Raw genomic sequence first — 13,197 nt, forward strand, 5'->3', positions numbered from 1 at the left:
CGGAGGAATCCATGACCGTTGCCATTACCGATGTCGTCCTGCGCGACGCCCACCAGTCCCTTTTCGCCACCCGCCTGCGCCTCGACGATATGCTCCCCGTTGCGGCCGCCCTCGATGACGCGGGCTACTGGTCCCTTGAATGCTGGGGCGGCGCCACCTTTGACGCCTGCATCCGCTTCCTCGGCGAGGACCCCTGGGTCCGCCTGCGCGAGCTCAAAAAGGCCATGCCGAAGACCCCGCTGCAGATGCTGCTCCGCGGCCAGAACCTGCTCGGCTACCGCCACTACGCCGATGACGTGGTGCAGCGCTTCGTCGAGCGCGCCGTCAAAAACGGCATGGACGTGTTCCGCGTCTTCGACGCCATGAACGACCCGCGCAATATGCAGGCCGCCCTGCAGGCGGTGCGCAGCCACGGCGCCCACGCCCAGGGCACGCTCTCCTACACCACCAGCCCGGCCCACACCCTGCAGACCTGGCTCGACCTGACCGAACAGCTGCTGGAGACCGGCGTCGATTCCATCGCGATTAAGGACATGTCCGGCATTCTCACCCCGATGGCGGCCTTCGAGCTGGTGAGCGAAATCAAAAAACGCTATGACGTCAGGCTGCACCTGCATGCTCATGCCACCACCGGGATGGCGGAGATGGCCCTGCTGAAGGCGATTGAAGCGGGGGTTGACGGCGTGGACACCGCCATCTCTTCCATGAGCGCCACCTACGGCCACCCGGCCACCGAGGCGCTGGTGGCGACGCTGGCAGGCACAAAACATGACACCGGGCTGGATATCCTCAGGCTTGAGAGCATCGCGGCGTACTTCCGCGAGGTGCGCAGGAAATACCACGCCTTTGAAGGCCAGCTGAAGGGCACCGACAGCCGTATCCTCGTGGCCCAGGTGCCGGGCGGGATGCTCACCAACCTTGAGGGGCAGCTGAAGCAGCAGAACGCCGCCCACCGTCTGGATGAGGTGCTGGCGGAAATCCCCCGCGTGCGCGAGGACCTCGGCTTTATCCCGCTGGTCACCCCGACCTCGCAGATTGTCGGCACCCAGGCGGTGCTTAACGTGCTGACCGGCGAACGCTACAGAACCATCGCGAAGGAGACCGCCGGGATACTGAAGGGCGAGTACGGCCACACCCCGGTGCCGGTGAACGCGGCATTACAGGCGCGCGTGCTGGACGGAGCAGAGGCCATCACCTGCCGTCCGGCGGACCTGCTGAAGCCGGAGCTGGCGCAGCTGGAAGCCGACGTGAAGCGCCAGGCGCAGGAGAAGAGTATTCAGCTTGCCGACAACGCCATCGACGACGTGCTCACCGTGGCCCTGTTCCCGCAGGTCGGCCTGAAGTTCCTTGAGAACCGCCATAACCCGGCGGCCTTTGAGCCGGTACCGCAGGCTGAAGAGGTCAAACCTGCTGTGAAAGCAGAGAAACCGGCCGCCTCCGGCGTCTACACCGTGGAAGTGGAAGGCAAGGCCTTTGTGGTGAAGGTCAGCGACGGCGGCGATATCAGCCCGCTGACGGCAGCGGCCCCCGTTCAGGCCACGGCCCCCGCAGCCGCCCCGGCAGGTGCCGGCACCCCGGTGACCGCGCCGCTGGCGGGCACCATCTGGAAGGTCATTGCCACGGAAGGCCAGACGGTGGCCGAGGGCGACGTGCTGCTGATTCTGGAAGCCATGAAGATGGAAACCGAAATCCGCGCCGCGCAGGCCGGGACCGTGCGCGGTATCGCGGTGAAATCCGGGGACGCGGTGGCGGTGGGCGACACCCTGCTGAGCCTGGCGTAAGGAAGAGGAACGGAAATGGAAAGTCTGAACGCCCTGATTCAGGGCATGGGGCTGATGCACCTCGGCGCCGGCCAGGCCGTCATGCTGCTGGTGAGCCTGCTGCTGCTGTGGCTGGCCATCGCGAGGAAGTTCGAGCCGCTGCTGCTGCTGCCGATTGGCTTCGGCGGCCTGCTGTCGAATATCCCGGAGGCCGGGCTGGCGCTGACCGCCCTGGAGAGCCTGCTGGCGCACCACGACGCCGGGCAGCTGGCGGTGATTGCCGCGAAGCTCCACTGTACGCCGGATGTCCACGCCATCAGGGAGGCGCTGGCGCTGGCGCTGCCGTCGGTGCAGGGGCAGATGGAGGACCTCGCCGTGGATATGGGCTACTCCGCCGGGGTGCTGGCCATCTTCTATAAGGTCGCCATCGGCTCGGGTATCGCCCCGCTGGTGATTTTTATGGGCGTCGGGGCGATGACCGACTTCGGCCCGCTGCTGGCCAACCCGCGGACCCTGCTGCTGGGGGCGGCGGCGCAGTTCGGCATCTTCGCCACGGTGCTGGGGGCGCTGACGCTGAACTACTTCGGCATCATCAGCTTCACCCTGCCGCAGGCGGCGGCCATCGGCATCATCGGCGGCGCGGACGGCCCGACGGCGATTTATCTGTCGGGCAAGCTGGCGCCGGAATTACTCGGGGCCATCGCGGTGGCGGCGTACTCGTATATGGCGCTGGTGCCGTTAATCCAGCCGCCGATTATGAAGGCGCTGACCAGCGAGAAGGAGCGGAAAATCCGCATGGTGCAGCTGCGCACGGTGAGTAAGCGGGAAAAAATCCTCTTTCCGGCGGTGCTGCTGCTGCTGGTGGCGCTGCTGCTGCCGGACGCGGCGCCGCTGCTGGGGATGTTCTGCTTCGGCAACCTGATGCGCGAGAGCGGGGTGGTGGAGCGCCTGAGCGACACGGTGCAGAACGGGCTGATAAATATCGTGACCATTTTCCTCGGGCTGTCGGTGGGGGCCAAGCTGGTGGCGGACAAGTTCCTGCAGCCGCAGACGCTGGGGATACTGGTGCTGGGGGTGATTGCGTTCTGCGTGGGGACGGCGGCGGGGGTGCTGATGGCGAAGCTGCTGAACCTGTGCAGCCGGAACAAAATCAACCCGCTGATTGGCTCGGCCGGGGTGTCGGCGGTGCCGATGGCGGCCAGGGTGTCAAACAAGGTGGGTCTGGAGTCGGACGCGCAGAACTTCCTGCTGATGCACGCGATGGGCCCGAACGTGGCGGGGGTGATTGGCTCGGCGATTGCTGCCGGGGTGATGCTCAAGTACGTGCTGGCGATGTGAATCGTTACCTTTCCCGGAGGCGGCGCGCTGCGCCTGTTCGGGCTACCGGATCGCAGACGGCTGTAAACCTGTAGCCCGGGTAAGGCGTCAGCCGCGACCCGGGGATTATCCCGGAGGCGGCGCTTAACGCGCCTTGTCCGGGCTACCAGACTGCACGGACCCGTAGACCGGTCAGCGCAGCGCCACCGGGAGATTTCCTATAAGGAGGCTTTGATGAATGAAACCATAACATTACGCCCCGAAAGCAGGGCATCGACAAAAGATGTCATTATCGATTACATGCTGGCATCAGTAGATGAAGTTGAACAACTGCAGCCCGCGCTTAACCTGTTAGCGCAACCATCAGTTGCCCGCGGAGGCTATGATTTTTTTGTCCATTGCTATGAGGCGGGTACGCAAAATAAAGCAGCTGAAACAGAACCGGCGCTACCTGATGCGGTATTTCGGGACTCCACGCCGTGGATGCAAAGAAGTGGGCTGCTGTGTGCCGCAGCGGGTCGCCTGAACGCCCTGGGCCAGCCGCTGACGCACAATCGTCTATGCGATCTGGCCGGTCAGTATTGCGCCAGCGTGGCGGATGCTGATGCCGAAACCCGCAGCGGTTTTTATACCGTACGCAGCATATCGCTGCCGGTTTACCGGCGGCTGCTGCGGGATAAGCATCCTTCTGGCATCTGTCTGCAGCAGGCGCTGCTGCACCTGCTGGCCTGGAAGAGCGATTCCCCCTGGGCCCGGCAGCAGGCTCAACGGTTGCTCTGGCAGGGCGGCGTTCTGGGGGATAAAGGCGAGTTTGCGCTCATGACGCTGGATGACGAGCTGCGGGAGCGCCAGTTTGCGTGGCCTGACCTGCGGTCGCTGCTGGCCATAACCGGGTTTCTGGCGACATTCCCGGCCGGGCCGCTATTTGCTGATTGAAAGGTGCTCCCCCTGCGGGGGAGCCTGTTAATTGGTTGCCGGATATTCCTGTACGGCGATATGCAGCGTGATTTTTTTATCGTCGCGCATAATCACCACCGGAATTTCCGAACCCGGACGAATCTCTGCGACCTGATCCATGGTTTCGAGGGCGGAAACGGCGGGCTTGTCGTTAACGGAAATAATCACGTCGTTGGCGCGGATACCCGCCTGGGCGGCCGGGCCTTCCGGCGCAACATCATTCACCACAATCCCCTGCAGCTGATCGATACCGCCGCCGCCCTGCGCATGCATCGGCGCAATTTCGCGGCCGCTGATCCCTATATAGCCGCGAATCACGCGGCCATCGCGGATCAGCTTATCCATAATCTTGGTTGCCAGCTGGAAGGGGATCGCAAAGCCGATGCCCTCCGGCGTTTCGCCGTCGTTGCTTTTATCAAATGACAGGGTGTTGATACCCATAAGCTCGCCCAGCGAGTTCACCAGCGCGCCGCCTGAGTTACCGTGGTTGATCGACGCGTCGGTCTGCAGGAAGTTCTGGCGCCCGGTGGGGTTCAGGCCGATACGGCCGGTGGCGCTGATAATGCCCTGGGTAATGGTTTGCCCGAGGTTGTACGGGTTGCCAATCGCCAGCACGACGTCACCGATATGCGGCACGCGTTTCGGATTAATCGGAATGACCGGCAGGCCGCCGCTGGCGTTGATTTTTAATACCGCCAGATCGGTGAGGGTATCGGAGCCGACCAGCAGTGCTTCAAAGACCCGTCCATCCTGCAGAGCAACAATAATCTGGTCGGCATCGTTGATAACGTGCTTATTGGTCAGGATATAGCCGCGCTGATCCATGATCACGCCGGAACCGAGCGTTAGCTGGTTATGGCTGGTGCTGTTGAGGGCGCGGTTATAGACGTTCACGACCGCTGGGGCGGCGCGGCGAACGGCGGAATTATAGCTGGCGGGGGATTCATCCGCGCTATCGTACTGCGTGGTCGGCGAAAGCTGCCACTGGCGCAGCGAAGGCATAACGGCCAGCAGCAGGCCGCCGACAATCAAACCGATAAGTATCGAACGTAAAAACTTTCCAGGCATGATGCAGATATCGTTGATGGATAGACAGGCGCAGCATAACACGTCTTGTCCGGACATCGCACTGCACGCGATGCCCGGAAGGCGAGTTAACGCAGCAGCAGATAGATGCTTTCGCTGCCGCGAATGACGTTCAGCGCAATCACCGTCGGTTTGCTTTCGAGCACTTTGCGCAGTTCGGCAATGGAGCGCACGCGCTCGCGGTTGAGGCCAATAATGATATCGTCTTTATGCAGGCCCGCCTGCGCGGCCGGGCTGCCTTTATCGACATTATCAATGACGATGCCTTTGGTTCCGTCTTTCATCTGACCGTCGCTTAACGATGCGCCCTGCAGGGCCGGTGCGATAAGCTCGGCGCTGGCGGAAGAAGAGGTGCTCTTGTCCAGAGTGACTTCCACTTCAACGGGTTTTCCTTCGCGCAGGAGTCCTAGCTTCACTTTGGTGCCCGGCTCGGTCGTGGCGATGCGTGAACGCAGTTCGGCGAAGCTGTTGAGCGGTTTACCGTTGAGACTGACGATAACGTCGCCAGATTTAATTCCCGCTTTGGCCGATCCGGAGTTTGGCAGCACCTCGCTGACGAACGCGCCGCGCTGGACGTCAAGGTTCATCGCTTTGGCGATATCCGCGCTCATTTCCATACCTTTAATACCCAGCAGGCCGCGTTTGATTTCACCAAACTGAATAAGCTGCTGGGAGAGGATTTTCGCCATATTGCTGGGGATCGCGAAGCCAATGCCGACGCTGCCGCCGCCCGGGGCCAGAATAGCGGTATTGATACCAATCAGCTCGCCGTTGAGGTTCAGCAGCGCGCCGCCGGAGTTGCCGCGGTTGATTGAGGCATCAGTCTGGATAAAGTTCTCCAGCCCCTCAAGGTTCAGGCCGCTGCGGCCAAGGGCTGAAATAATCCCTGAAGTGGCGGTCTGGCCCAGGCCAAACGGGTTACCGACGGCGACGGCGAAGTCGCCCACCCGCAGTTTATCGGAGTCGGCGATCGCGATTTGCGTCAGGTTGCTGGGTTTTTGCAGCTGCAGCAGGGCGATATCGCTCTGCTCGTCGCTGCCGACCAGTTTGGCATCGAACTCACGCCCGTCGTTGAGCTGGACGCTGATTTTCTGGGCCTGATTAATGACGTGATTATTGGTCAGCACGTAGCCTTTTGTAGCGTCAATAATGACCCCTGAGCCCAGGCCTTCAAAAGGCTGCGCCTGCTCTTGCGGCGCGTTGTCGCCAAAGTACTTCTTCAGCTCTTCCGGCATATTTTGCGCGGGTGACGCGGTACCCTCAACCTGTACGCTCACCACCGCCGGCAACACTTTCTCCAGCATCGGCGCGAGGCTTGGCAACGCGCCCTGGCCGGGAACCTGTGTCGGTAAAGACGCTGCTGCCGGAGGTAAGGCGGACAACGACAACCCAATGCTTAACGCTAACGCACTCAACAGCAAAGTCGGTTTATTCATTAGTTGCTGGCTCTCGTAACCTAAGGTGTATGGGAAACGTCCCGAATGGCCCGATGTTATTGAATTTTCGACCCGGTAACAACGTGGGCAATCGTTAAATTGTAGCTGGGATGGAAGGTGGAAACGGGCGCAGAGGGTGCGCCCGGAAAATATTTTTACTGTCGTTGCCGGTTTAGTCGCGCTTTACACCGCCGCGCAGCAGACCGGATGCGCCTTCAGAGTAGTCGCGCGGCATCTGGACCGGGGCCTGATCGTTGCCCGCTTCGGACTCTTCCAGACGATTGCGGAACGGGTTGGCGTCCGCCATGCTGTCCGGCAGCAGGTTGTTGGAGCTTTTCGCCATATGCTGATACAGCTGGCGGTAATCATGCGCCATGTTATCCAGCAGCTCTGCGCTCCGGGCAAAATGGCTCACCAGCTCTTCGCGGTACTCTTCCAGCTCTGCTTTATTCTTTTCCAGTTCGAACTGCAGCGCCTGCTGTTGGCGTAATTTGCGATTGCCAAAACGCATCGCGACGGCGCCGATAATGATGCCGACAACTAGCCCAATTAGCGCGTATTCCCAGGTCATGAACATCTCCCGTTGTTTTGTGGTTCCGTAGGGTGGCTGTGAGGCTCTCCGCCTGCGCCCGATAGTGCCACTATAACCGCTAATTCCACAGAAGTGGAATCCTGGCGTATCATCACGTAGTGTAGAGCGGCCTTTTTTTCGTCAATCGTGAGCTACGGCATTACGGTTTTCAAGGAATAACAATTAGATCATGCAAAGCCTGTCCCCAACATCGCGTTACCTTTCCTCTCTCAAGGAGGGGAGCCATCAACCTGACGACGTCCAGCGAGAAGCGGTCAGCCGCCTCGATACGATTTATCAAGAACTGCAGAATAAACCTTCGGTCGCGCCGCAAACCGGCGGCGGTCTGCGGGCCAAATTTGGCAAACTGCTGGGCAAGCGCGAACCCGTTGCCGAAACGGCTGCCGTTCGCGGCCTCTATATGTGGGGCGGCGTCGGCAGAGGAAAAACCTGGTTGATGGATCTGTTCTATCAAAGTTTGCCGGGAGAACGTAAACAACGTCTGCACTTTCATCGCTTTATGCTGCGGGTTCATGAAGAGTTAACGTCGCTGCAGGGGCACAGCGATCCGCTGGAAATCGTCGCGGATCGCTTTAAAGCTGAAACCGATGTGCTCTGCTTCGATGAGTTTTTCGTTTCTGATATTACCGATGCAATGCTGCTGGGCGGCCTGATGAAAGCGCTGTTTGCCCGCGGCATAACCCTGGTGGCGACGTCGAATATTCCGCCTGACGAGCTGTACCGCAACGGCCTTCAGCGCGCTCGTTTCCTGCCCGCCATCGACGCCATTAAACAGCATTGCGATGTGATGAATGTCGACGCCGGTATTGATTACCGCCTGCGCACGCTAACCCAGGCGCATTTGTGGCTGTCGCCGCTGAACGCTGAGACGCAGCAGCAGATGGATAAACTGTGGCTGGCGCTGGCGGGGGCGAAGCGCGAGCAGATGCCAACGCTGGAGATCAACCATCGCCCGCTGCCGACGCTGGGCGTTGAGAACCAGACGCTGGCGGCTTCCTTCGCCACGCTGTGCGTGGATGCGCGTAGCCAGCACGACTATATTGCGCTCTCGCGTCTGTTTCATACCGTGATGCTCTTTGATGTGCCGGTGATGACCGGACTGATGGAGAGCGAGGCGCGGCGCTTTATCGCCCTGGTCGATGAGTTCTATGAGCGCCACGTCAAGCTGGTGGTCAGCGCGGCGGTACCGCTGTATGAGATCTATCAGGGCGAGAGATTAAAATTCGAGTTCCAGCGCTGTTTATCGCGCCTGCAGGAGATGCAGAGCGAGGAGTATCTGAAGCGGGAACACCTGGCGGGGTAAAACCGGGGACAAATCACATAAAGGGGTCGATCTTTGACCCCGACTTCTCTATAATCTTGCGACCCCACGTTACGAGAAGGTTTTTTTCCCAAAACTTTCTATGTGCCGGCATAGGCTATTCGAAGGGGTAGGTTTGCTGGACAATGTCGTGTGAACCTCAACTAACTAAACGTTTGGGTGTTCACCAACGTGTAACTTATTTATTTGGGTAAGCTTTTAATGAAAACTTTTACAGCTAAACCAGAAACCGTAAAACGCGACTGGTATGTTGTTGACGCGACCGGTAAAACTCTGGGCCGTCTGGCTTCCGAACTGGCTCTGCGCCTGCGCGGCAAGCATAAAGCGGAATACACTCCGCACGTTGATACCGGTGATTACATCATCGTTCTGAACGCAGAAAAAGTTGCTGTAACCGGCAACAAGCGCGAAGACAAAATGTACTACCACCACACCGGCCACATCGGTGGTATCAAAGAAGCGACCTTTGAAGAGATGATTGCCCGCCGTCCTGAGCGTGTGATTGAAATCGCGGTTAAAGGCATGCTGCCAAAAGGCCCGCTGGGTCGTGCTATGTACCGTAAGCTGAAAGTTTACGCGGGTAACGAGCACAACCACGCGGCACAGCAACCGCAAGTTCTTGACATCTAATCGGGATTATAGGCAATGGCTGAAAATCAATACTACGGCACCGGTCGCCGCAAAAGTTCCGCAGCTCGCGTTTTCATCAAACCGGGCAACGGTAAAATCGTTATCAACCAGCGTTCTCTGGAACAGTACTTCGGTCGTGAAACTGCCCGCATGGTAGTTCGTCAGCCGCTGGAACTGGTCGACATGGTTGAGAAATTAGATCTGTACATCACCGTTAAAGGTGGTGGTATCTCTGGTCAGGCTGGTGCGATCCGTCACGGTATCACCCGCGCTCTGATGGAGTACGATGAGTCCCTGCGTGGCGAACTGCGTAAAGCTGGCTTCGTTACTCGTGATGCTCGTCAGGTTGAACGTAAGAAAGTCGGCCTGCGTAAAGCACGTCGTCGTCCGCAGTTCTCCAAACGTTAATTGTTTTCTGCTCACGCAGAACAATTTGCGAAAAAACCCGCTTCGGCGGGTTTTTTTATGGATAAATTTGCCATTTTCCCTCTACAAACGCCCCATTATTACCACTTTTTCAGCATTTCCAGAATCCCCTCACCACAACGTCTTCAAAATCTGGTAAACTATCATCCAATTTTCTGCCCAAATGCAGGTGATTGTTCATTTTTTGTTTGGATGACGAACGAAATGAAGTCACGCAAATGGGGTTTTTACATCTGGCTGGCCATGCGTGGTCGGCAGCAGTACAAAAATTCTGAATATACCTGGAGGTTTTCATGGCTGTCGCTGCCAACAAACGTTCGGTAATGACGCTGTTTTCTGGTCCTACTGACATCTATAGCCATCAGGTCCGCATCGTGCTGGCCGAAAAAGGTGTTAGTTTTGAGATAGAGCACGTGGAGAAGGACAACCCGCCTCAGGATCTGATTGACCTCAACCCGAATCAAAGCGTACCGACGCTTGTGGATCGTGAGCTCACTCTGTGGGAATCTCGCATCATTATGGAATACCTGGATGAGCGTTTCCCGCATCCGCCGCTAATGCCGGTTTATCCGGTGGCGCGTGGGGAAAGCCGTCTGTACATGCACCGTATCGAAAAGGACTGGTATTCGTTGATGAATACCATTCAGACCGGTACCGCTGCGCAGGCTGATACTGCGCGTAAGCAGCTGCGTGAAGAACTGCAGGCGATTGCGCCAGTATTCACCCAGAAGCCCTACTTCCTGAGCGATGAGTTCAGCCTGGTAGACTGCTACCTGGCACCGCTGCTGTGGCGTCTGCCGGTTCTCGGCGTAGAGCTGGTCGGTGCTGGCGCGAAAGAGCTCAAAGGCTATATGACTCGCGTGTTTGAGCGCGACTCTTTCCTCGCTTCTTTAACTGAAGCCGAACGTGAAATGCGTCTCGGTCGGGGCTAAATGATGGATGTATCACAGCTGACGCCGCGTCGCCCGTACCTGTTACGAGCGTTCTATGAGTGGCTGCTGGATAACCAGCTGACTCCGCATCTGGTCGTTGACGTCACTCTGCCGGGCGTAATGGTCCCGATGGAGTACGCTCGCGATGGGCAAATTGTTCTCAATATTGCCCCACGTGCTGTCGGTAACCTCGAGCTGGCCAACGACGAAGTGCGTTTTAACGCGCGCTTTGGCGGCGTGCCGCGCAATGTCTCCGTGCCGATGGCGGCCGTGCTGGCGGTTTACGCGCGCGAGAATGGTGCGGGAACCATGTTCGAACCAGAAGCGGCTTATGATGAAGATGTCACTAGCCTGAACGATGACGAAGAGCTGCCTGACAGCGAAACGGTCATGTCGGTGATCGATGGCGATAAGCCGGATAATCACGACGACGATCCTGACGATACGCCGCCTCCTCGCAGCGGCCGTCCGGCGCTGCGCGTCGTTAAATAATGTTTGCCAGGCCCTTCGGGGCCTGTTTTACTTTCTGCCATTCACCGTGATTACCGTAAAGCATCCCCGCTTTAATTCTCTATTTCATACTCTCCGATGCGGGTACGTGGCGTTGATTTCAAACTCCGCTAATAAACCTCATATTTCTACTACACTCCGTGTAGGGCTCCTGGGTTGATTGTATTCCCTTTCCACCCCCTTTTAAGTGTATATCCGCTATCTGGTACGTCTTTAATTAAGCTATTAAGCTGGGTTGCCGATGAGCGAAAGAGCTTGCTGAGTCTGTAATACATCAGGGGGTGGCTGAAATTATAATATAGTGCGAGAAATTTATGTGAATTTATTGAATTCATATAATTAATATTCTAGTGTTTGATATTAACTTATTTTCCTTGTAAATGACTGTTCGGAATAATGGTGTTTTATTGCCGCTATGATGATAAAATATATCAATATTATTTTTATCGTTTATGACGGTTTTATAATCAAAGTCAATGAATATCCATGTTAAGGCGCAAAATCGTTGGGTTTTTGCTACGATTCATTATTGTTTTTTTTGTTTTCGTGAGTTGCAAAAAAGTAATCATAAGAATTAACTATTGATTAAGTTCTTCTACATTTAAAGTTAATTTTTCTAAGTGTATTTTATTGTACCCTTTAACGTATTATCCGTTTCGTATTTAAGACACGCTCTTTCTTTTAAAATGCGTTTATTAGATATGTAAATATATTATACGTTAAGGATTGACTCATGAAAAAAACACTTCTGGCTGCCATTCTGGCAATGAGCGCGACTTCGGCTATTGCTGCTAATCCTACTGCTGTATTAAAAGTAAAGGGTACTTTAACAAACGCAGCATGCACACCCACTCTGGATAATGGCGGCGTGGTGGACTATGGCACGATTAACCTCGGTGAATTATCTTCCACAGCGGTTAATCAGCTGGGGCAGAAAAATATCAACCTGACCATTAACTGTACTGCTGCAACCAAATTATCCTGGAATTTGATTGATGAGCGTAGCAGTTCTAATGCTAAATTAACCGTTGAAAATGCTACTGCTCTTGGTAACTCCCTTGATGACGATCGTGTGACTTACGGCGTGGGCAAAGCGGGTAACGTCAATATTGGTTCTTATGGCATGTTCGTAAAAGTGGATAGCGTAACCGCTGACGGCGAAGGTGTGACCGCTATTAGCGCTGATTATTATGACTCAGGTGTTAAGTGGGCCAAGAGCACCGGCGGTATCACCGCAGGCACTTTCCGCGACTTTTCTGTTGCGGCCTTCGGTTCTGAAGCTCCGGTTGCATTCAAAACCGCGACTTTCCCACTGGTAACGTCTCTGGCTATTCAAAACACCAGCACGCTGGCTATTACTGATGACACTGCGCTGGATGGTGAGCTGACTATCAGCCTGCGTTATCTGTAATTATTGATACCATAGGCTATTAATAAAATGGGAGCGACTATTTTGGGCTGCTCCCATTTTTATTGTCGTGGTTAACACGGGGTGTGAATTATCCAAGGGGTTTGTTTTGCGTTTTTTTAATTATTCATCTGCCAAAATTATTATTTGTTCTATTTTCTCTTTTGTCTCACTCTCTGTTTTTTCTGAAGGAATGGTGCCGGAAACAAGTTTATTAGTCATTGATGAGGCGACTCATAGTGGCACAATGAACGTGAAAAATACGGATGCGCACCCCGCATTATTGTATACAACGGTTGTTGATTTGCCTGATGAAAGTAAGGATTTAAAGCTGATACCTACGCAACCCGTGGTTCGCGTAGAACCCGGGCAAACGCAACAAATCCGTTTTATTCTGCAGAATAATAAACCATTGGACGTCGAGCATTTTAAACGCGTGACGTTTGAAGGTATTCCGCCAAAAAGTGAAAATAAAAGAATTAAAATCGGCTTCAATATTCGTCAGGATTTACCCGTGCTGATTCGCCCCGCGGGCCTTCCCGTTGTGACTGATGCGTGGAAGTATCTGCAGTGGTCAGGCTCAGGAAATACTGCAAAAGTCGTCAATCCTGATAAATATGTCGTTCGTCTGGCTCCCGAGATAGTTTTTCTTCCCTCTGGTACGAAGGGGCATATTAGTAAAAGTTACATCTTGCCAGGAGAAACGTTAAATATCACCGTTTCAAAAAATATTAATGGTGATAATAAAGTTCAATTCTATCCTGCTAGCCGCTATGGAGTTGAAGTACCTGGTTTTATTTCGGACCTGAATGCAAAATAAGA

Annotated in this window: 13 protein-coding genes; 10 read left to right on the plus strand and 3 right to left on the minus strand. The window is 55.7% G+C overall.

Features of this window, described 5'->3' with window-relative positions; genetic code table 11:
* Positions 1-11: 11 nt before the first annotated feature.
* The 3 genes from oadA (at position 12) to JLG71_RS02625 (ending at position 4,013) form a co-directional block, all read left to right on the plus strand.
* On the plus strand, positions 12-1,781 hold the full coding sequence (oadA, locus tag JLG71_RS02615; protein ID WP_200913961.1) for a sodium-extruding oxaloacetate decarboxylase subunit alpha: 1,770 nt from the start codon (positions 12-14) through the stop codon (positions 1,779-1,781).
* 15 nt (positions 1,782-1,796) lie between these two features.
* Positions 1,797-3,098 (plus strand): oxaloacetate decarboxylase subunit beta, encoded by a 1,302-nt coding sequence (locus tag JLG71_RS02620; protein WP_014839646.1) that lies wholly within the window; start codon positions 1,797-1,799, stop codon positions 3,096-3,098.
* Between the two features lie 213 nt (positions 3,099-3,311).
* Positions 3,312-4,013 (plus strand): triphosphoribosyl-dephospho-CoA synthase, encoded by a 702-nt coding sequence (locus JLG71_RS02625; protein WP_047722873.1) that lies wholly within the window; start codon positions 3,312-3,314, stop codon positions 4,011-4,013.
* A gap of 27 nt (positions 4,014-4,040) precedes the next feature.
* Here the strand turns inward: JLG71_RS02625 and degS are convergent, their stop codons facing one another.
* The 3 genes from degS to zapG form a co-directional block, all read right to left on the minus strand.
* A complete protein-coding gene (degS, locus tag JLG71_RS02630) occupies positions 4,041-5,102 on the minus strand; it encodes an outer membrane-stress sensor serine endopeptidase DegS (RefSeq protein WP_009651894.1) in 1,062 nt (353 codons plus the stop codon).
* Positions 5,103-5,188: 86 nt separating this feature from the next.
* Entirely contained in the window at positions 5,189-6,556 is a 1,368-nt protein-coding gene (degQ, locus tag JLG71_RS02635; protein WP_048260546.1) for a serine endoprotease DegQ, read from the minus strand.
* 172 nt (positions 6,557-6,728) lie between these two features.
* The gene (gene zapG / locus JLG71_RS02640) at positions 6,729-7,127 is read right to left on the minus strand and encodes a Z-ring associated protein ZapG (RefSeq protein WP_004854637.1); all 399 of its coding nucleotides are present in this window, start codon (positions 7,125-7,127) and stop codon (positions 6,729-6,731) included.
* A gap of 190 nt (positions 7,128-7,317) precedes the next feature.
* Between zapG and zapE the strand changes: the two genes are divergently transcribed.
* From zapE to JLG71_RS02675, 7 genes are all read left to right on the plus strand, one after another.
* Positions 7,318-8,451, plus strand: coding sequence for a cell division protein ZapE (gene zapE, locus JLG71_RS02645; RefSeq protein ID WP_025108157.1), 1,134 nt, complete (start codon positions 7,318-7,320; stop codon positions 8,449-8,451).
* A 219-nt stretch (positions 8,452-8,670) separates the two neighbouring features.
* Complete coding sequence (gene rplM / locus JLG71_RS02650; protein WP_004106200.1) at positions 8,671-9,099, plus strand: 50S ribosomal protein L13; 429 nt, start codon at positions 8,671-8,673, stop codon at positions 9,097-9,099.
* Positions 9,100-9,114: 15 nt separating this feature from the next.
* Positions 9,115-9,507, plus strand: a complete 393-nt coding sequence (rpsI, locus tag JLG71_RS02655) for a 30S ribosomal protein S9 (RefSeq protein WP_000829815.1) — start codon at positions 9,115-9,117, stop codon at positions 9,505-9,507.
* A gap of 311 nt (positions 9,508-9,818) precedes the next feature.
* Entirely contained in the window at positions 9,819-10,457 is a 639-nt protein-coding gene (gene sspA / locus JLG71_RS02660) for a stringent starvation protein SspA (RefSeq protein WP_014226997.1), read from the plus strand.
* Positions 10,458-10,460: 3 nt separating this feature from the next.
* A complete protein-coding gene (sspB, locus tag JLG71_RS02665) occupies positions 10,461-10,949 on the plus strand; it encodes a ClpXP protease specificity-enhancing factor (protein ID WP_200914300.1) in 489 nt (162 codons plus the stop codon).
* A gap of 751 nt (positions 10,950-11,700) precedes the next feature.
* On the plus strand, positions 11,701-12,378 hold the full coding sequence (locus JLG71_RS02670; protein WP_025108156.1) for a DUF1120 domain-containing protein: 678 nt from the start codon (positions 11,701-11,703) through the stop codon (positions 12,376-12,378).
* Between the two features lie 106 nt (positions 12,379-12,484).
* Entirely contained in the window at positions 12,485-13,195 is a 711-nt protein-coding gene (locus tag JLG71_RS02675) for a fimbria/pilus chaperone family protein (RefSeq protein ID WP_154905606.1), read from the plus strand.
* Positions 13,196-13,197 lie beyond the last annotated feature (2 nt).

Origin of the sequence: Klebsiella michiganensis (assembly GCF_015139575.1) — a bacterium.
GTDB lineage: Bacteria > Pseudomonadota > Gammaproteobacteria > Enterobacterales > Enterobacteriaceae > Klebsiella > Klebsiella michiganensis.

Coding starts and splice junctions, on each gene's coding strand:
- rpsI (WP_000829815.1), top strand. CDS start 9,115: ATGGCTGAAAATCAATACTACGGCACCGGTCGCCGCAAAAGTTCCGCA.
- zapE (WP_025108157.1), top strand. CDS start 7,318: ATGCAAAGCCTGTCCCCAACATCGCGTTACCTTTCCTCTCTCAAGGAG.
- JLG71_RS02670 (WP_025108156.1), top strand. CDS start 11,701: ATGAAAAAAACACTTCTGGCTGCCATTCTGGCAATGAGCGCGACTTCG.
- zapG (WP_004854637.1), bottom strand. CDS start 7,127: ATGACCTGGGAATACGCGCTAATTGGGCTAGTTGTCGGCATCATTATC.
- degQ (WP_048260546.1), bottom strand. CDS start 6,556: ATGAATAAACCGACTTTGCTGTTGAGTGCGTTAGCGTTAAGCATTGGG.
- JLG71_RS02625 (WP_047722873.1), top strand. CDS start 3,312: ATGAATGAAACCATAACATTACGCCCCGAAAGCAGGGCATCGACAAAA.
- oadA (WP_200913961.1), top strand. CDS start 12: ATGACCGTTGCCATTACCGATGTCGTCCTGCGCGACGCCCACCAGTCC.
- sspA (WP_014226997.1), top strand. CDS start 9,819: ATGGCTGTCGCTGCCAACAAACGTTCGGTAATGACGCTGTTTTCTGGT.
- degS (WP_009651894.1), bottom strand. CDS start 5,102: ATGCCTGGAAAGTTTTTACGTTCGATACTTATCGGTTTGATTGTCGGC.
- sspB (WP_200914300.1), top strand. CDS start 10,461: ATGGATGTATCACAGCTGACGCCGCGTCGCCCGTACCTGTTACGAGCG.
- rplM (WP_004106200.1), top strand. CDS start 8,671: ATGAAAACTTTTACAGCTAAACCAGAAACCGTAAAACGCGACTGGTAT.
- JLG71_RS02620 (WP_014839646.1), top strand. CDS start 1,797: ATGGAAAGTCTGAACGCCCTGATTCAGGGCATGGGGCTGATGCACCTC.